Raw genomic sequence first — 19092 nt, 5'->3', positions numbered from 1 at the left:
TGGTGGGCGGGGTTGAAGACGCGACTCAATGCCACGCGCACCCGAGGCGCTCGCGGCGGCTGTCACCGACCGCGGCGTCCCCGACCGCTACGCCGCGCCAGCGACGCCCGCCCACGACCGACTCGCCGACGCGCTCGCCGACGCCATCGAACGCATCGACGCCGCCCTCGAGACGTTCTACGACCGCTTCCCGACGGCATCCAGCGACGACCTCGCCTACGGCACGACGGACAACATGGACGGCTGGACGACGTCGTTCTGGACCGGCCTCTGCTGGCTCGCCTACGAAGTCACCGGCGCCGCGCGCTTCCGCGACGCCGCCGAAGCCCAGCTCGAGACGTTCGAGCGCCGCCTCCACGCCGGCGAGACGGCGACCCACGACCTCGGCTTCCTCTACACGCTCTCGGCGGTCGCCGGCCACCGCATCACCGAGAGCGAGCGCTACCGCGACGTCGCGCTCGCCGCCGCCGACCGCCTCGCGGAGCGCTTCCTCGACGCGCCCGGCCTCATTCAGGCGTGGGGCGACCTCGACGGCGACGACTGGACGTCCGGGCGGATGATAATCGACACGATGCTGAACCTCCCGCTGCTGTTCTGGGCGAGCGAGGCGACCGACGACCCCTCGTACGCCGCCATCGCGGAGACGCACGCCCGGACGGCCGCCGACCACCTCGTCCGCGCCGACGGCTCCACCTACCACACGTTCCAGTGCGACCCGGAGACCGGCGACCCGCTCGGCGGCGAGACCGCGCAGGGCTACGCCGACGACTCCTGTTGGGCGCGCGGGCAGGCGTGGGCCGTCTACGGCTACGCGCTCGCCGCCGACTACCGCTCGCGGGCGCCGTACGCCGACCTCTCCGCGACGCTCGGCAACTACTACCTCCAGGAGCTCCCGGACGACCACGTTCCGCGCTGGGACTTCGACGCCCCCGAGCCCGAGATCCGGGACACGTCCGCCGCGGCCATCGCCGCCTGCGGCTTCGACGAACTCGCCAGACGGCTCCCGAGCGCCGACGACCGCGTCCCCGCGTACCGGCACGCCGCGCTCGCGACGCTGGAGAGCCTCGCGGAGCACTACGCCGCCGGCCCGGACGCCGACGGCCTGCTCACCGACGCCGCCTACCACCGCACCGAGGGCGACTACGACGAGTGCTGTCTCTGGGGGGACTACTTCTACGTCGAGGGCCTCGTTCGCGCGACCGAACACGCCGACTGGGAGCGCTACTGGTAATGAACCCGCTCACCACCACCGCGCCGCGCACGCGCACCGAGTTCGAGACCGTCGTCCGCGAGCTCTACGAGCCGCTCCGCTCGCACTTCAGCCCGGGGAACGCCCGCGTCCGCCCCGTCGCGACCGGCTCGCACTGCGCGAGCGCGGCCGCCGAACTCGAGGGGTTCTCCCGGCCGCTCTGGGGGCTCGTCCCGCTCGGCGTCCACGGCGACTTCGACGACTGGGACCGCTTCCGAGAGGGCCTCGTCAACGGCACCGACCCCGACCACGACGAGTACTGGGGGTCCGCCGACGACCACGACCAGCGTCACGTCGAGATGGCCGCCATCGGACTCGGCCTCGCGCTCGTCCCCGAGGAGCTCTGGGAGCCGCTCTCGGAGCGCGAGCGCGCGAACCTCGCGGACTGGCTGAACCAGATAAACGACGCCGCCCTCCCCGACTGCAACTGGCTGTTCTTCCGCGTGCTCACGAACCTCGGACTGCGCTCGGTCGGCGCCGAGCACGACCCCGACCGGACGGCGGCGAGCCTCGACGAACTGGAGTCCTACGCCGTCGGTGACGGCTGGTACACGGACGGCCCGCCCGAGGAGGGCGCGCCCGTCGACTACTACGTCCCGTGGGCGATACACTACTACGGCCTCCTCTACGCGGTGCTCGCCGAGGACGACGACCCGGAGCGCGCCGCGCGCTTCCGCGAGCGCGCCCGCTCGTTCGCCACCCATCACCGCGCGTGGTTCGACGCCGACGGCCGCGCGCTCCCCTACGGGCGCAGCCTCACCTACCGCTTCGCCCAAGCCGGCTTCTGGGGTGCGCTCGCGTTCGCCGGCGTCGAGGCGCTCCCGTGGGGACAGATTCGGGGGCTGTGGGCGCGGAACGTCCGCTGGTGGCTCGATCAGCCGATCTTCACGGACGGCGGCGTCCTCTCCGTCGGCTACCGCTATCCGACGCTGAAGACCTCCGAAGAGTACAACTCCCCGAACTCGCCGTACTGGGCGCTGAAGGCGTTCCTCCCGCTCGCGCTCCCCGCCGACCACCCGTTCTGGCGGGCCGACGAGGCGCCCCTGCCCGACCTCCCGGAGATCACCACCCAGCCGGAGCCCGGCCTCGTCGTCTGCCGCGACGACGGCCACGTGTTCGCGCTCAGCGCCGGCCAGCGGAGCGTGCACGGCCGCGCGAAGTACGCGAAGTTCGCCTACTCGAGCGCCTTCGGGTTCTCCGTCGGGAGCCGCCGCCACGGACCCGGCCTCGCCGGCCACGACAGCACGCTCGCCCTCTCGCTCGACGGCGAGAGCTATCGGATTCGCGGCGACCTCGACGAGACCGCCTGCGAGGACGGCGTCCTCCGGTCGCGCTGGACGCCGTGGGAGGGCGTCCGCATCGACTCGTGGGTCGCCCCCGCGCTCCCGTGGCACGTCAGACTCCACCGCGTGCGGACCGAGCGCCGACTCCACGTCGACGAGGGCGGGTTCGCCATCGCGCGCCCCGAGGGACCGCGACACGGCACCGAAACCCGCGACGCGGGAGCAGTCGTGCGGAGCGACGCCGGAACGAGCGCCGTCCGCGACCTCCGCGGGACGCGCGAGGCGTGCGTCGTCCACGAGGAGCCGAACACGAACCTCTACCACCCCCGGACGAGCGTGCCGACGCTCCGCGCCACGCTCGACCCCGACACGCACTGGCTGGCGACCGCCGCCCGCGCGCACCCCGACCGAGCAGTCGACGCCGACGCCCCCCGGCCGACGGTCCGGCACACCGCCGAGTCCGTCGTCGTCGAGCACGACGGCGACCGCGTCCTCGACGTCGAACGATAGACCCGAGGCGGGAAGGCCTGCCTCGTGAACGGGGGCGCGACTCGGACAACACCGCCGTCCGCGTTATCGAGGGGGTCTTCGACACTCAGGCGTTATCGGTGTCCGAGGTTCGCTCTACGCCGCGAAGCCAGCGGCTCTCGGAGAGAAACGCGAAAACGGGGGTCGAGAGAACCGCTCGAAACCGCCGAAAAATACCTCTCTGGAGTTCGGTTGAGAATGGATGAAAGTGCTCCGGCAGGGATTTGAACCCTGGTCCTTGCCGTGAGAGGGCAGAACTCGCTCGTGGACCGTTCCACGGGATCGCTTTGCCCACTTACTTAATGCCCACCGCAGTTCGCCTCGTGCTACCTGTATTTGCCGGGTGCCAGCCTCATAAAAACGCGGGAACTTGCCGACCCGGCAATTCAAACGGTACGTGAGTTTCCCGACTACTGGTCTGTGTCTGAATTGAGAGATTCTAGTCCCTGGCCCTCGATCAGTGCTCGCCGCCAGCGAGTGATCACCGCTCGGGTGACAATCTGCGGCTGGGTCACGCCGGCGAGGAACGAGGGTTCGGCTGGCCCGGCGTTCGGTGGGGGATGGAAATGTGCGTTCGGGGCACCATCTTTCGGGTGGTTGTCGAAGCGGAAATCAACGCCGCCAGATTCTGTATAGTGGTAGCGATACGCCCCACGTTTCCACCACGTGATTTCCATACGGCCCGGAGAGTCAGATTCTGATGAAAATTCGACGATGAGTTCGGTCGGATTCACTGGGTCGTCAAAGGCTGTGGATTCGACGAGGGGTTCCTCTTCCAAGAGCAGATCGCGAATCTGCCGAAGTACTGGATAGTCGACCGGGCCGACTGGTCCTGCGATGTCGTCCGCCATCGGCTTACTGCGTTGCTGCACCCAAGTCGCGAGCGCGACCGTAGTTGATGGCGGCCTGGGCGATGTGTAGGTTCCGTTCGGTCGTCTGCCACTCGGACACCGCCTCCCAGGCGCCTTCAGGAGCGTCGCTTTCGAGAGATGTCGCGAGGTCTTCCGGCGATGCGGCGTCGTACTCGTCCTCAAATCCCGTGATGCGGTGTTTCATTTCTTGGATACTCTCGATTAACTCCTCCCGACTGTGTTCTGTCGCCAGCTCTCGAATCCGCTGGTACAGAAGTGTATCCTCATTACGGGCATACTTCGTCGCACCACTCTCCTCAGTCGCAGCGGCTGTTCCTACCTCAACGAGCGACTTGAGATGCTTCCGAGCGGTCGGTTCACTCACGAGCGCTTCCTCAGCGACTTCGCCCGCCGTCTTCGGGGTTGTGGTCTGCTCGATGACTTGCTGGACGCGCTCTAACGCGGTGGTCGAACTCTTCCAGTCCGCTCGCGCATCGGCGACTGCCTGAGGGGCGGTATTTGCATCGTCGGCGTCGGAACCCATACGCGACAGTTCGCACCTCAAGGAAAAATATGTTTCCCCAAGAAATTATTCTTCGAGATCCAGTTGTATTCAAAACTCTATGCCGCACGTTGTTAGAGGTCGACTGCTCTCGGGTTCAGGTTGGCGGTGTCGTAACGGAAACGAGCTTTTCGCCCGCGTCGTTCAAGACGATGAGCCCGTTTTCGTTCCGTTCGAAGTATTCTGTGAGGGTATTACTGAGGTAGCCGTAGAGTTCAGACCCTGAGTCGTACCCCCACCTCGAACACAGTTCCGCGTTCTTCGTTGGTGCCATAGACCCTATTTCGTGAATGCGCTTGAGGTCCTGCTCGTTTAGGTCGTGTTCGATAGTGGTCCCCTCTGACCCGGTATCCCCAGACTCACTATCGTTAGTTAACTGGGTGTTGTTCTTCCCGGTCGTGTATTTTGCATTCGAGTCGGGCGGCGCCTTGACTCCGGAGTTGGATTCTCCATCTGAGGAGGGTGAATCTGTATCCAGAGAACTGCCCGCCGTATCACTCGAAGAACCGCTTATATCGAGCGACTCGATGTTCGTCTGCTTTTCACGAGCAGCGGTGAGCAAGCGCTTGAGTTGGATCGGATCGTCCTGGTAAACCGGATACAGCCACCAGAGTTGCTGGAGGTTGCTCGGCGCAAGTGCAGTTTTGCTGCGAACGGTCTGCATCGCTTCTTCCCACTGCTGTTCGGATAGGTTTTGGCTGTCGAAAGATAGTGAGTCGAGCAGTACATTCGCCGCGGTGACCGAGATCGAGTCGATAATCTCCTGGAGGTTTAGCGGCCCATCGATTGTTTCGACAGACTCCTCTTCAGCGAGTTCCTCCGCCCAGAGTTCGTTCCCGCGGCGCTTCGCGCGGTTGATGATTTCCGGGTCGATTGCAGCCGATTCGAAGTCAGGTTGTTGGCTGATTCTCTCCCCGAGCTCTCGAACCCAGTGGAGTTGCTGGGCGAATGCCTTGTCGTCGATACCATCCAAGTGCTGCTCCTCGGGAACCGCAACGTAGTGATGGAAGTGTGGGCGCTGGTCAGCGTGCCGTCGGAGAATCCGCCCCATCCGCTGGATGAGTTGGAGTTCCGTTTTCGTTCCTGCGACATTGATTCCAACTTCTGCGTCTGGAACGTCGATCCCCTCGTCGAGTAGTTTCGGCGCGATCAACACACCGTTGTCAGCGGATTTGAACCGGTCGATTCGTTTCCGAACAGTTCGGTCTTTCTTTTTGGTCGAGGACTCGACCTTACTGTGAACGGCGTAGACGTCGTCACAAACACGGGACAGCTGGGATTCGATTTCTTCGACCATATCGATGTTCATCGTGAACATCACGATCTTGATACCGTCTCCATCAGCGGTTAGATACTCCTCAGCGAGGTCGATTGCGGCATCAAGCTTCGGACGCGATCGATGCCGGATCATGTTCCGGCTCATAATCGCTGCGTGGAGATTCTCCCACGAGTCCGGGACAGTGTCTCGCTCGATGTTCGCTGCCTTGTGTGCTCGAATGAAATCGCCCAAGTCTTGGAATTCTGTGAATGGGACATCGAGATTCCGAAGTACCCGGGTAGAGCGGTCGGAGTACCGAACCTGTTTGAACAGGTCCGTAATTCGGTTCGTCTTTTCTTCCCACTCATCCGCTTCAGACGCCTCGAGCGGCGTCGGATGCACGGTCCATTCGAAGTCCGGAATGATTCCGTCTTCCTGGGCGTCCTCGACAGAGTACGTGTAGACGACGTCACCGAGGAGAGATTCGAGCTCTTGGCGCTTCTTCCCACCCTCTCTACCGAGCGTTGCGGACAATCCAAGAAGTGCCTGGGTCTGAATCTGGTTTAATGCCGCACCGAAGCCACCCTCGCTGGTATTCGAGTAGTGGTGGGCTTCGTCACAGATGACGAGGTCGTACGTTTTGTCGGGAGGGCCGCCGTATCTCGGTTGGAGGGAATGGATTGTATGGAATTCGATTGTGCCGGTCGAGAAATTGAGGGTATCGGGCTGGCCGGACGTATCTGCGCCAGCGACGTTCAATCCCAGGAGGTCGCGGATTTCGCGCTCCCATTGGCTGAGGATCGCATTCGAGTGCGCGATGACAGCTATAGATGCATCTTCTGTTCGTTCGTCCGCCCCCCAAACATCGAGGTCGTGATTCGGGAGAACCCCGCACAGGTGCGCTATAGCGCCGATTCCTGCGACGGTTTTTCCCGTTGCGGTGGCCATCTCGAGAACACCGTGTCGACCCGCAGAGAGCCATTCCTTGAGTCCCTCTCGCTGGTTCTTCCACAGCGAGACCATCAATACCGGATATTTTAGCGAGTCGATGAGGTCGTCATGATTGAGCTCGTTATACTCGTCAACAGCGCTCTGGAGTTCCGAGAGGAGATTCGAATCACCGTATACTTCTTGTTGGACGGCGGTCGCGTAGAGTTCAAGGATATAGAGAGTCCCATCGCGGCTCATGTGATCGAGTTCCATCTGGCTCGGGTCCAATCCTTGACGGCGCAAACGTTTCGTCAAAAGGCGCTCTGCCGACTCAGAAAGGACGTCAACAGAGTCGCTGTGTTGGTTTGCAAGTTCCTTGTTCAGTTCTGCGATACTCTCACGGAATTGAGCAAATTCCGTGTTTTCGGGCTGAGAAGTCGAGTGTTCGCTGACGCTACTGAGCCGTTCTTCAATGAAGTCAGAGAACCGTTCATCGTACGCTGTTCGCATATCCGGGAGGTCTACTGGGTGTATTGGACCGATATACCGTGAGAGATGGACGTAATTGGCGAGCTCGCTATCCATTAAGAGCAGCTGTTCTAGTGTTGATTTATCGGATAGACGGTCGCTCGCGTATTCCTCGAAATCGCGGTACTCCGGAGCGATTGATACCACTACACACACCAGTGTTAGACAGGTATTTAACAATTATGTCGAGGGTAACTCGCAGTGTCAGAAGTATGGTGGGTAGAAATGATGTGATTTGATGGTTATACTATAACTATGACCGACGAATCACCTGGGACCAAAGCATGGTCAGAGCAAACAAGCGCATTTGACAGAGTACGGTCTGTCGCGAATACCCTGTCTCAACCTCGCCCAGTATCCTATATCGCGGGTGAAGCGAAAGTCGCGGAAACAACAGCACGAGCGCATCTCGAACGACTCGTTGACTTAGGGATCCTCCTCAAAAGTGACGACGAGGGGTTAACTCGCTACTCACCAGATCCACTTTACACGCGGACGCAGGCGGTTCGCGACCTGCTTGAGGAATATGATCGAGACGCTCTCGTTCGTCAAAAGTCCGAGCTGCGAGACCAGATCGAGACGTGGCAAGGTGATTACGAGGTCGAATCTCTCGACGAGCTGCGCGAACGCGCCGCTACGACAGATAGCGCCGACGAGACGCGTGCCGTTCTCCAAACTGTGAATAACTGGAAACTCGTTACCCACCGCCTCGGCATAATTAAGGAAGCCATCGAGAACTACACCCGATACGGTTGCCATTACCGATCGTCTGAATAGCTATTTAACCAAGATCGCTAATACGGCCCACAGAGGAAGTATAGCGGGAATCAAGGAGTTTGGCGGAAACTCAATATCGCTCTGAGTGCTTCACCCCCCGATCGGAGAAGCAAGGACCCCCTTAGATGATATAGAAGAGTGTTCATACTTGAGGCGAATGAGCGCGTGAAGCTCCCATCATACGGGTGGTCACGATTGGCCGCTACCCTTTGGGCTGGAGTTGGCCTGGGAATTCGCCTGCTGGCTCTGTTTCGAAGACCGTCTGGTAGGTTTGTTCGAACACTTCGTTCAGGACAGTCAGAAGCTCAGGATTGTCGACGCAAAACTCTCCGACGGCGGCGTCGAGTTGCGCAAAATACGACCCGGCCAGGTTCTGCGGGTCAAGTGGGTATTCCTTCGAACAGAGTTCGGACGCACTGCCCAGGCGCGTCTCATCGACGTCTACCGCCGCGAGCGCGTCGCCGAATTGGTCCGCATACTCGGTAGACGCCAGGGAAGTGAACACGTCGTTGAATGACCGGCCGCCGCTCTGGGGGGTCGTGTGGACGTGTCGCTGTGGAGGGAGACGAAGTCTGAAGCTGAGGGTGCGGTTCCGCAGGGAGTCAGTCGTCGGCGAGTGCCGGAAGTAGAGTCGAATCGTACTGTCGCTGTTGAGTGGGTCCTGGTTCCAATAGGCGGGGAGCAGACCCTGCCACTTCGGGTTGCTGGACGGCGAGACGAGCCATCCCGACGCCTCGAAGTCATATGAGTCACGGAGTCTGGCCTCCCAGTTGGACCGGAGGTACTTGCTGAGGTCTTCGAAATCGCTCTCGAACTGGCTGTTTGCTTTCTCGACTTGCTCGATGAGATCACTGTACTCGAAGTAGAGGTCGAGTCGCTCGCTGAGCTGGGATTCGTCGAATGGTGAGTCCATGTGTTCGGTCTCCTTGAGTGACTGTATGAAATCGGTGAACTGCACGACGCTCCGATGCGGATAGTCGAATAACGAACTCTCGAGTTGGCGGTCGAACTCGTCAACGAGGTCTTTCCAGGCCACCGACCGGAAGCTATCGGCAGTCGCATCGTCGGCACTGTCGCGCTTGAGGTACGCGTAATCGGTGTCAGTCAGTCGATCGACAATTACCTCGTCCGAGTCGAACCAGCTGAAGTTCCACCGGTCAGCCTCGGCGTAGGTCGGTGTCTGGTTCTGTCCTTCTGTGGCGCCGACCTTCAGTTCGAGGAAGACTCCCCATTGTGGATGATCGCTGAGGGCGCTACCCCCACAGATCATCAGGTCGATACGACCATCAGAGCCGGCATCGGCAATTTGCACCTCAGTTTCAAGTTCGACGTGCTGGCCCGGGAGATTGTGGTGGTGAACGTTGAGACACTCCAGAAAGGCCTCCAGTAGTGTCTCGTCGAATCCATGGGGTCTCTGCGGATCCAGAAAGTACCGAAGACTATCTTGGTACTGCTTCTCTCGGGGCCCCGAAAGGATGGAATACAGACCTTCAGGCTGCTGAACCTTGCGGTCGAGTTGTAGGTACTCCTCAATGAACGCTTCCAGGACTCCAGGATCAAGTTCCGGGACGTCCTCAGACATAGGGTGGTGGATTTGGTGGCTAGGTCCTTTAAACCATACTTGCTTAACAGCCACTTGTACTGTTGCCGCTCTTGGAGGCGTCCTCCATTTCTAACACCATATCTAGGCAGTCCTGGGTGACATCTGTCTGCCCTTCAATATGGTTGAGCACCGTTTCGGTTTGAGCTTCGTCAAGGGTTCTTCCCCATCCACCGACTGGTCCTTTTGAAGGTGAGTACCCGAGTTCACTCATCGGCAACCCATCGGTGACTGAGACAAACCTCGCCTCACCAAACACAGCGATGTGATCCTCAGCAATTGGTTCGCTCCCCTCATTCTCAATATATCCTACAATTTGGTTTTCAACTGCTTCGCTCCCACTCTGTTTTGGATAGGTTGCTAAGAAGAGATAATCCTCATCTTGGTTGACTACCTTCTGTACGGCCTTTTGATAACATTCAGCGCAGTAATTCTCTGCGGCAACGATGCGGCCATTCTCATTAAGGCCATTTTCATGGCCATACTCAAGATATGGCTCTGTCTTGTTCTGTCCTGGGATGTCCCTGAGTGGCAGATCATTCGTGCCAGCGTGAATAAACCGGATAACTCTGCCTTTAGGCCTGGTGTCAGAATTTGACATATTGACAGATGTTGGAAACCACATGAACATTAATTTATTGTCCGTTTCATCTTAGCCGCGAATGACAGTAGCCATAATCGGAGTGGGAGTTGACGATACTAATTCCGACCCCTACCCAACAGTATACGAGGACGGCACTTTCGAATACATTCCAATACCTGAAGCTCACGACTCAACGGAGAGTAAGACGTATGCATCGGTCGCCCGACATCCCAAGGGCGGTTCTCTTGCGGAGACCCCCGAAGGTGACGAACCCTTGGCGGGTGCACTTGATAAAATCCAACCTAGTTCCGACGGGGCAATACGCACCGGTACAGAACTCGAAAAACACCCCCTCCATCATGATCCGAACTTCTCGGCGCTCACATACGGTGAAGTCAAGACCAATAACAGGAACCAACTACTTCAGTTGGACGCCACTGAAGACGATGTTGTCGCCTTCTACACTGGCTTAACAGACCCGACGTCAAACACACCACATCGATACATCATCGGCTACTTTACAGTCAACGAAATCATCGACTTTGCTAAGCTGCTTCCGGAAAACCCCCCGCTCAACGATGACGACCGTGTGCCCCGTTCGGCACTCCCTGATGATACCCGGCATGAAATTGTAGAGAAATTAGAGGCCAATTCAGCGAACGCCCACGTAAAGCGATACCAAGCCAGCGGAACAATAGATCCCAACCTCTTGATCGTTGATGGAACGAAGCCAGGCGGATTATTGGAAACGGCCTACCCAATCAGCCAAACCGTGCCAGGTGGTCACGCCTTTACCGAGGACACGGAAAATCGATTGAATGTGTTGACGACGGCTTCACACAGAGAAACCGGTTTCCTTGGTGGATTTAAGAAACCACATCGGCTCAACCTGTCTGGCAATGAATTCATCTCCATCATTTCGTAAAACTAGTGAGCCCAACAAGCACCGGCGTATTGAACGCGCCATGTATCCCGCACGGCTGCTGAAACTAGTCACCGATTGAGATTTAAACAGGACCACTTCGGTTACAGTCTGAAACAATTCATTCCGGTGGACGCCGATTGTACGAGATTGGCGAGTTCACCGAAATACAGCAGCCCGGACCGTAACGTGGAATCATCGCATACCCCTCTATGAAACTTTATTAGTTGACAACTGTCTCTTTCTGTCGTGTCATTTCCTCGGGCCAAACCGGTCGACGACCTCTACCAGGAAGTCGCCGGGTACGACCTCGTTGTGGTCCCAGACGCGCCGCTGGCCAGCGCGTTGAACCGGCGTATCGACAAGCCACATCTCGGCTCGTTCGCGATCACCCCACGTCGTCTCGCTGCGGGGCGTCGCGAAGAAGCCGAGGACCGCATCGCCTTCCTCGAACTCGTCGAACAGACCGACTTGGACTGGAAGCGAAGCGCCTACGCCATCGGGAACATCCTGCAGTGCTGGGAACACCACGGCCGTCTCGATGCCATTCTCGACTACGACGCCTACGTCGACGACGCCACACGCCAAACCGTCGAGCACATCGCCAACCTCGAGACGACCTCGCAGCGACTCACCGAGTATCGCATCGACGACGATCATGACGTCGCCGTCGTCGGCGACGAGCAGCTGACCCAACTGGAGCGCTCGATTCTCCCCGACGACTACGATACGTACGACACGTTCGATGAGCAGGAGTTCGACCGACCCCCGTTCCACATCTTCGACTCCTCGACAGCGATCATCGACACCGTCGTCGACGCGGTTACCGAGGAGAACGCCGACGACGTTGCTGTCGTACTCGACCAGGGGAGTGAATTCTCTGCACTCATCGAGTCCGCCTTCGAGGCTGAGGACATCCCGTTCTACGGGGGGCCCGGGTTCGTCGACCATCCCGACCATCGCACGTTCGTCCAGTTGCTTCGTGCTGCGCACGGCGGCACCGATACTCGCGTCGGCGAGATTCGGCCGCTGCTCGCACGACTCGACGTCTCGCTGGACGTCGAGCACGACGAGAAGCGGCTGTACGAACTCGACGACCGCGAACTGGACTGGGTGGTTGACTTCTGCGACCGCATCGAGAACCGGACGTTCGCCGAAGCACTCGACAGATTCGAGAACAGGGCAGACCGCCGGCTCGACGCGTTCCGACAGGAGTTGGAGACGCTGGGCATCGCCGATACACGCGCGACCGAGCGCGCCGTGGATCAACTCGTGTTCTACCTCCAGAGCTACGAGGTGCCGGTCGACCGTGAGAACGAGGGTGTGTTGCTGGCCGACGCGAAGTCGGCTGCCTACGTCGACCGCCCGGTCGTCTTCTACCTGGGGCTGGACGAGGACTGGACGCACTCGGCGCCGCGACGCCCGTGGGTCGATCAGGACGCCCAGTACACGCGCAACATCCAGCAGTTCCAGCTCCTCCTCCAGAGCGGGGCGACCCAATACTACCTCGTCCAGGACGCGAAGGGAGGGTCACCGGTGACGCCGTGCCTCTACTTCGAGGAACTGCTCGACGAAGAGTTCGAACGCTTCAGAGACCTCGAATCAGAAACACACACTCGACAGTTCGATCGTTCTGGTGGCGGATTCGAGAAGAAACCGACAGACGCCAACACCACCGAGGTATCGACGATTAGCCAGTCGAGCCTCGGCACGTACGTCAACTCGCCGCGCGACCACTTCTTCGGCCGGCTCGTCGATGGTCCCGATAAGGACTACTTCAAGGAGGGGAACCTCTTCCACGACTTCGCCGAGTTCTACATCCACCACCCGGACTTCGTCGACAAGGACGTCGTCGACGACGTCGTGGAGCACATCCTCGAAGAAACTCGACCGTTCGTCCGGTCCGTCGACGAGGCGACCCGACAGACGAAGTACCGCGCTGGCCTCGAGACCATCGTCGCGTACTTCGACGAGAACAGGCCGGTCAACGGCGAGTTCCTCACGGCGACAAGCGGTTGGGGGACGAACGTCTTCGCCGAACGTTTCGACAGACCCGTCGACTCTCCCATCACCGAACGGTGGTTCGAGAACGACGAGTTGGGACTGAAGGGCAAGATTGATCTGATTCACTCCCGGTCGCGGCTAATCGACCACAAGAGTGGCCGCCGCAAGAGCGCTTCCCAAGTAGTCAAGAATTCGGCGCTCGACCCGCCGAGCGATTCACCGAACTTCCAGGCGCTGCTGTACCTCACTCACTGGCGCTCGCAGTACCCCGACCAGCACCTGGAGTTCACGTTCTTCCACTTCCTCGAGACGCTCGACGATGTCGTCACTGGCGACGCCGACCTCGACGACACGCTGACGACGGTCGCGTACTATCCGATGCCGTTCGACGAGTTCGCCCGCTCCGAGGCCTTCTTCGACGAGTTAGTCGAGGACGGCGCGAACAACTGCCAGAAGACGCTCTCTCAGGTGGATTACGAGGACTACGCTACGGTGTTCGATGAGACGGCCCTCCCGGATACAACTGACAGCGACGAACTCATCGACTCGGCGTTCGGCGAGACGCTGACTGCCCAAATGAAAGACTGCGTTGGCGACTACAAGTACGTCGAATCGGGCTGCAAGCAGGCGATACGCCAGTTGACGCGCGTGCGAGGACAGACGTTCTTCGAGGACGACCTCGACGCGTTCGAGGCGTTCGTCGACGAGCGCCTCGCTGAGTTGAATCGACGACGCGCTGGTGAGGAGCGCTTCCCCGTGGAGGGACTCGGCGGCGAGCCGAACTACCGCTACGTGGACAACCGCGACCTCCTCTTGGAGGGCGAGCGATGACCGACCTCGAACCGAACGACCAGCAACAGGAACTCATCGACAGCACGGACGGCCTCTACCTCGTGGACGCCGGCGCAGGGACGGGTAAGACGTTCACCGTGACGCGCCGCTACGCCAACATCGTCTCACAAGATGCTGTCGAGCCTGACGACGTCCTGCTTGTGACGTTCACGAACAACGCGGCCGGCGAGATGAAAGAGCGCATCGTCGGGAATTGTCACTACGGGATGCGGGAACTTGCGGACGCACCGATCCAGACGTTCCACTCGCTGTGCCACGACATCCTCGAAGAGCACGGGCACGCCGCGCCAACCTACCTCGGCATCGACGACCGCATCACTGGATCGACGCGCATCATTGAGGACGAACACGTCGAACAAGCGCTGTTTGGCGAGTTCATCGACCGATTCAGCGACGATCATCCCGAGTACGACGATGTCTTCCGCGCGCTCTCGAACCCGGACGAACTGCTCGGGCTCATCAATCAGCTCGCCGCAAAGGGGGTGTTCCCCGACGCCGACGGCTGGTACCGTGACGGTGAGCGCCATCTCGATGGCGACTTTGCGGCGTTCAAACAGCAGTTCGACGACCTGAACGAACCGCGGAACGGCGGGAGCAAACAGTCGCTACTTCGGTCGAAACTCGGCCGGTACGGCCGCAAAAAAACCTACCTGCCTGATGCACCCGCGAAGTCAGAGATTCGCGGCAGCGGCAAGCAAGTCCCCGACGATATTGCTCGACTCGTCTTCGAGGAGGAACGGGCGGAACTGAAGGCGTTCGTCCACGACGTCTACCACGAGTATCTGGAGTTCGCGCTGCGGCGGAACTTCCTAAACTTCGGGATGCTCCAGCTGTTCGCGTTCGTCCTGCTCTGCGAGAACCACGAGCTGTGTGAAGAGGTCGCGTTTGAGTACGTGATGATCGACGAGTTTCAGGACTCAAGCGAGATTCAGTTCAAACTCGCGCTCCTGCTCGCCGGCGCGAACAACATCTGTGTCGTCGGGGACTGGAAGCAGAGCATCTACAGCTTCCAGTACGCCGACGTCGACAACATCGTCGAGTTCGAGGACCGACTCGGCCGGTTCGTCGACCAACTGAATAGTGACCACGAACGCGTCTCGTTTCCCACGAGTCCCGTCACCACCATCGAACTCGTCGAAAACTACCGCTCCACGCAGGAGATCCTGGACTTCTCGGAACACGGCCTGCGCGTCCCCGCGGCCAACCGCGACGACGTCGACGTTGAGGCCGTCGACGACCGCATCGTCTCGCTCCGGTCGAACGCAGACCACGAGAACACCACCATCGAGGCGGTTCAGAGCGACGAAGAACAGGAGGCAGTGCTGGCGAAGATACAGGAGATCGTCAGTAACGAGGATTACCGCATCGAGGACGAAGACGGCGGCCTCCGGGTGCCCGAGTATAGCGACGTCGCAGTATTGACGCGGACCCGTGACTTCGGTCGCGAGTTGCTCAGGGCTGCCGAGGAGTACGGTCTCCCGATGGCGTACGAGGGTGGCATCGAGCTCTTCAGAACTGACCAGGCGAAGCTCTTGCTCGCCTGGCTGCGCATCCTCGAAGACGACGTCGACCGCGGCTGGGCGGTCGTGCTCGAGCGCGCCGGCTACACACTCGACGAGATCGACGCCATCCTCGACTGCGAGGCGTACCCCGAGAGCATGGTCGCGTTCCGCGAAGAGCTCGAGGAGATGGAGACGCTGGGCGGCGTCGCGCGGCGCGTGTTCGCTCGCTACGGCTACGACGGCCCGACGGCCGACGTCGTCCTCCACACGCTCCAGTCGGTCCACAACGCGACCACACAGACGCGTGGCGACCTCATCCGGTTCATCGAACGAGCGATCGAGACTGGGAGTACCCACGAGGTGCACGCGGGTGCGGGGACGAACTCGGTGACCGTCCAGACGATTCACGCCACGAAGGGCCTCGAATACCCCATCATCATCCTCGCGAACATGAACAGCGGGCGCTTCCCGCCGGGCGGGGGTGGTGGTGGCGTCATCAGGTACGACGACCCTGTTGGCTTGCGGCAGCGCAAAGTGTATTCGGAGGAACCACACGGACTGCCACACGTCTACGACAACTGGCAGGCCGACGTCCTCCAGAAGTGCCTGCCACGCAATTACGACGAAGAACGCCGTCTCCTCTACGTCGCCGTCACGCGCGCCGAGAGCCACGTCGTCTTCACCGCCGGTGAGGACCCGAACACCTTCCTCGAAGAACTCCCAGTCGAGGTTGAGGCAGTCACTCCCGCAGTTGCAGAGAGTACGCAAGAGGAGACGGAACAGACTGCGCTCCAGGTCGAGATGCCGGTCCCAGAGGGGCCACGAGGTCACACTCCGCACACGCTCATGCGCGACGAAGTCTTCGAGGACGTTGAGGACGGCCGGGGAACCGAGTTCGGTACGCAGGTCCACGACTTCGCCGAGGCGTACGCACTCGATGAGGACGTCGAGCCACGGAACGTCGATGAAACGAACGTAGCGCGGTTCATCGACAGCCTTGATGGCGAATTGTTGGTCGAAGAGGACGCTTATCTTCCACTTACGGTAAATGGTGAGCGTGTGACCATTTCGGGCATCGTCGACCTCGTTCACCTGACGCCAAACCGCGTCGAGATAGTCGACTATAAGACTGACCGTGGTCGGCACGGTGAATCGGAATACCGCAAGCAACTCAGCGTCTATTACCACGTCGCAAGTGAGGTCTACCCGAGTCGCGAAATCACAGTTAGCATTCTGTACACGGAGATAGGTCGTCGCCAGACTATCGAGCCAATGGCACTCAATGAGATTAGGGATCTTGTCCTTAGAGCTGGCACGTCGATGTGAGATGATCAATAAGTTGTTGTCCGGTGATAGGCTCTTAGAAATTTAATTGGTCATTCATTTTAGATATGTTAAGATAGAACCTTCTTCAGCCGTTCAGCCTCCTCTTTTGCACCCTCAGCTAGCTCTTGTGGATCTGTGATACCATGTTGAGCAAACGCTGTTTTAATATCGTCAACCGGCGTTTCTGCAATCTGACTTAGGTCGCCGAGCGATTCTTGTAACGATGTTTGGGAATCCACGAGTTCCTCCATTTGCTGCTCCGACGCACTCGGCACTACAAGGAGAGCAATATTCTCTCGCAGTTCTTGCTCTAAGGAAATCCGGTTGCTCCTTGAGAGAATATCTAAGAGATCCTCAGTCGGAATAACGGTATCCGTTTCGAACAACTCGCTGACGGTATTTGTTTTGAAGTCCGGCCCTTCTTTTTTCTCAGAAGCGTCCCGGTCGAAGGTCTTGGTTATATCAATAACCGATATTACTTCCAATTTGTGAGTCAGGTCAGTTCGCCCACCGAGCACATTTTCGTCAAACCACTCCCGTAACTCCCCTTTTGCTCGCACATCTTGATCGAAGTTTCGGGGTGGGACAATTCGTGCAGAGCCGTGAAGCATCTTTGTATCCAGCGCCTTCAGATTCTCTGTAATGAATTCAGCATCATCTTCTGAGTTATTGTTGGGCGCACTGAAATGGGTAAGAACCATCAGGGGTGCATATAGCGACCTGTCGTACTTCTCTATTAGATACTCTGTATCGACTCCCTTTCGTTGAAGTGCCCTCTTCAGATTACTGAGTCGACGATTCTTCTGTTTCTTCGCCTCTCGCAACTTCTCTTTTTCTTCACGCTCATCGGTTAGCTTTTCTCGGAATTGGGCGGTCTGACGACTTTTCCTGGATAAACCCTCCTTCAAATCCTGCTTGTCCTCGAGTAATTCTTCTATGACTTCCTGTTTATCCTGAAGCCGTTGGTCAGTACGATACCCCCAGAAAGAAGACCCAATAGCGAACACTAGAGAAACCAGAGCGATGGGGATTGATCGGTTTATTATTGCTATGGATAAACCGGAAATGAGCGAGAGGACTGCAAAAAGATAGAACTTATATTCGGATTTCACGCTCTGGTGACAGAAGGAATTACATCCAAATAAGGGTATGGTGGTCAATTAAGGGTCGTGTCGGAAAAGGTTCAAATATAAAGAGTACAATCGTCGAGATAGTGGCTCTGTGAGACCGCTCTCTCTTGAGACTGCGTTTGAATGGCTTTCTGAATCACCCGTGGGATTGTATTCTACTGTACTTCGGTTGTCTGCTGTAGACAATCGAAATACAGTGCAAATTCAGAATTAGTCACAGAGAATTATCTGCCTCTGATTCCGGGGTTGAATTGATTCTGAAATATCTAGTGACTATCTATCCCCTCAACCACCGATAAACAGCGTGTTAGCCTTGAATAGTGGATTCGAGTGAAAATCGGAAATATTCCCCCTCACTTTTCGAACGTACCGCGTTACTGACTATAGAATCATCTCGGGTTCTCAGCTTTGACCGAAATGCATGTAAACCCTTTAAGCCAGAATAGGTTCTAAATTCGAGATTGAATTTTAGAAAATACAGATTTTCCTGGAATTTCGAGGGTGAAATTCCAACCACCGAAAAAGGTATTATTAAACTCGCCAAACCTCAGGTGCGGCGAAGTCAGGTAGCATAGAACCGCCGAGAAACGGCGAGAAGGAGTTCTTAGAGACGAAAGCGTAAATCGCGGCAGCTCGACGGAGAGTGACTACCATGTCAAACTCAGAGCCACAGAACGAAGCGACCAGCAGTACCGAACTGGAAGAGATCATCACGCCCCTCAGTGAGAAGGATGGGCTGGAAACCATCGCGGTGGCCAAGGATTCCCTGCGCGAGGGAGGGGCCATCGTGATGAAGGTCTACGGCGAAACCAACGAAGAAACCAACATCTCGAACGAGCTTGAGGTTGAGCTCGCGGGCGAGGTGCGACAGCTCATGATACAACTGGATCCGTGGGGAGCAGGAAGCCGGTTCGAAGTCCCGGTCTACATCGAGGATGAGCTCGCGGTCGAGGACGGGGAAGAGTTCCTCCAGCAGTACGCCCAGGATCCGACGGAAGCAAACTTGTACAAGCTCGTGACCAGTAATGGATAGAACGCCCGAACCGCTTCCCCCCTCCAGATACAGCGAACTACTGGAGGCAGCGGAAGAAAAATCGAACCGCCACGGGTTCACCGTGCATGCGCTCGGACACACTGGACTAACCAACACGGAGTTCAGTGAGATGAGCCGTAACTGGCTCTATCCTGGGGAACAGGAACTTTACGT

General features: G+C 58.6%; 13 protein-coding genes. 7 read left to right on the top strand and 6 right to left on the bottom strand.

Features of this window, described 5'->3' with window-relative positions; genetic code table 11:
- Positions 1 to 28 precede the first annotated feature (28 nt).
- Together EFA46_RS09155 and EFA46_RS09150 are read left to right on the top strand one after the other, a co-directional pair.
- Entirely contained in the window at positions 29 to 1231 is a 1203-nt protein-coding gene (locus EFA46_RS09155) for a glycoside hydrolase family 88 protein (protein ID WP_123076478.1), read from the top strand.
- Positions 1231 to 3042 carry a DUF2264 domain-containing protein gene (locus EFA46_RS09150; RefSeq protein WP_123076480.1) on the top strand — a complete coding sequence of 604 codons (1812 nt, stop codon included), beginning with the start codon at positions 1231 to 1233 and terminating at the stop codon, positions 3040 to 3042. Before EFA46_RS09155 ends, EFA46_RS09150 begins: the two co-directional genes overlap by 1 nt.
- A gap of 428 nt (positions 3043 to 3470) precedes the next feature.
- Here the strand turns inward: EFA46_RS09150 and EFA46_RS09145 are convergent, their stop codons facing one another.
- From EFA46_RS09145 to EFA46_RS09135, 3 genes are all read right to left on the bottom strand, one after another.
- The gene (locus tag EFA46_RS09145) at positions 3471 to 3911 is read right to left on the bottom strand and encodes a hypothetical protein (RefSeq protein WP_148040663.1); all 441 of its coding nucleotides are present in this window, start codon (positions 3909 to 3911) and stop codon (positions 3471 to 3473) included.
- A 4-nt stretch (positions 3912 to 3915) separates the two neighbouring features.
- Positions 3916 to 4455, bottom strand: a complete 540-nt coding sequence (locus EFA46_RS09140) for a winged helix-turn-helix domain-containing protein (RefSeq protein ID WP_123076482.1) — start codon at positions 4453 to 4455, stop codon at positions 3916 to 3918.
- Positions 4456 to 4570: 115 nt separating this feature from the next.
- A complete protein-coding gene (locus EFA46_RS09135) occupies positions 4571 to 7336 on the bottom strand; it encodes a DUF5797 family protein (RefSeq protein ID WP_255494056.1) in 2766 nt (921 codons plus the stop codon).
- Positions 7337 to 7444: 108 nt separating this feature from the next.
- On the opposite strand from EFA46_RS09135, the gene EFA46_RS09130 reads away from it, so the two are divergent.
- Positions 7445 to 7966, top strand: coding sequence for an ArsR family transcriptional regulator (locus EFA46_RS09130; RefSeq protein ID WP_123076486.1), 522 nt, complete (start codon positions 7445 to 7447; stop codon positions 7964 to 7966).
- A gap of 202 nt (positions 7967 to 8168) precedes the next feature.
- Here the strand turns inward: EFA46_RS09130 and EFA46_RS09125 are convergent, their stop codons facing one another.
- Entirely contained in the window at positions 8169 to 9548 is a 1380-nt protein-coding gene (locus tag EFA46_RS09125) for a PD-(D/E)XK nuclease family protein (RefSeq protein ID WP_123076488.1), read from the bottom strand.
- A 43-nt stretch (positions 9549 to 9591) separates the two neighbouring features.
- Positions 9592 to 10167, bottom strand: a complete 576-nt coding sequence (locus EFA46_RS09120; RefSeq protein ID WP_148040664.1) for a hypothetical protein — start codon at positions 10165 to 10167, stop codon at positions 9592 to 9594.
- Positions 10168 to 10228: 61 nt separating this feature from the next.
- Here EFA46_RS09120 and EFA46_RS09115 point away from each other — a divergent pair, with 61 nt between their 5' ends.
- From EFA46_RS09115 to EFA46_RS09105, 3 genes are all read left to right on the top strand, one after another.
- The gene (locus EFA46_RS09115; protein ID WP_148040665.1) at positions 10229 to 11074 is read left to right on the top strand and encodes a hypothetical protein; all 846 of its coding nucleotides are present in this window, start codon (positions 10229 to 10231) and stop codon (positions 11072 to 11074) included.
- Between the two features lie 246 nt (positions 11075 to 11320).
- Positions 11321 to 13906, top strand: coding sequence for a PD-(D/E)XK nuclease family protein (locus tag EFA46_RS09110; RefSeq protein ID WP_123076490.1), 2586 nt, complete (start codon positions 11321 to 11323; stop codon positions 13904 to 13906).
- Positions 13903 to 16755, top strand: coding sequence for an exodeoxyribonuclease V subunit beta (locus EFA46_RS09105; protein ID WP_123076492.1), 2853 nt, complete (start codon positions 13903 to 13905; stop codon positions 16753 to 16755). Before EFA46_RS09110 ends, EFA46_RS09105 begins: the two co-directional genes overlap by 4 nt.
- 68 nt (positions 16756 to 16823) lie before the next feature.
- On the opposite strand, the gene EFA46_RS09100 is transcribed toward EFA46_RS09105, so the two are convergent.
- On the bottom strand, positions 16824 to 17867 hold the full coding sequence (locus EFA46_RS09100; RefSeq protein WP_148040666.1) for a hypothetical protein: 1044 nt from the start codon (positions 17865 to 17867) through the stop codon (positions 16824 to 16826).
- 670 nt (positions 17868 to 18537) lie between these two features.
- Between EFA46_RS09100 and EFA46_RS09095 the strand changes: the two genes are divergently transcribed.
- Positions 18538 to 18918, top strand: coding sequence for a hypothetical protein (locus tag EFA46_RS09095; protein WP_123076494.1), 381 nt, complete (start codon positions 18538 to 18540; stop codon positions 18916 to 18918).
- Positions 18919 to 19092: the final 174 nt, after the last annotated feature.

Origin of the sequence: Halarchaeum sp. CBA1220 (genome assembly GCF_003721175.2) — an archaeon.
GTDB classification, from domain to species: Archaea; Halobacteriota; Halobacteria; order Halobacteriales; family Halobacteriaceae; genus Halarchaeum; species Halarchaeum grantii.
The sequence above is the reverse complement of the archived record's forward strand: the minus strand, read 5'-3'. Positions and strand labels throughout refer to the sequence as shown.

Bases quoted from the DNA above. Each gene is read 5' to 3' on its own strand.
- EFA46_RS09155 (WP_123076478.1), top strand. From the start codon at position 29: ATGCCACGCGCACCCGAGGCGCTCGCGGCGGCTGTCACCGACCGCGGC.
- EFA46_RS09150 (WP_123076480.1), top strand. From the start codon at position 1,231: ATGAACCCGCTCACCACCACCGCGCCGCGCACGCGCACCGAGTTCGAG.
- EFA46_RS09145 (WP_148040663.1), bottom strand. From the start codon at position 3,911: ATGGCGGACGACATCGCAGGACCAGTCGGCCCGGTCGACTATCCAGTA.
- EFA46_RS09140 (WP_123076482.1), bottom strand. From the start codon at position 4,455: ATGGGTTCCGACGCCGACGATGCAAATACCGCCCCTCAGGCAGTCGCC.
- EFA46_RS09130 (WP_123076486.1), top strand. From the start codon at position 7,445: ATGACCGACGAATCACCTGGGACCAAAGCATGGTCAGAGCAAACAAGC.
- EFA46_RS09125 (WP_123076488.1), bottom strand. From the start codon at position 9,548: ATGTCTGAGGACGTCCCGGAACTTGATCCTGGAGTCCTGGAAGCGTTC.
- EFA46_RS09120 (WP_148040664.1), bottom strand. From the start codon at position 10,167: ATGTCAAATTCTGACACCAGGCCTAAAGGCAGAGTTATCCGGTTTATT.
- EFA46_RS09115 (WP_148040665.1), top strand. From the start codon at position 10,229: ATGACAGTAGCCATAATCGGAGTGGGAGTTGACGATACTAATTCCGAC.
- EFA46_RS09105 (WP_123076492.1), top strand. From the start codon at position 13,903: ATGACCGACCTCGAACCGAACGACCAGCAACAGGAACTCATCGACAGC.
- EFA46_RS09095 (WP_123076494.1), top strand. From the start codon at position 18,538: ATGTCAAACTCAGAGCCACAGAACGAAGCGACCAGCAGTACCGAACTG.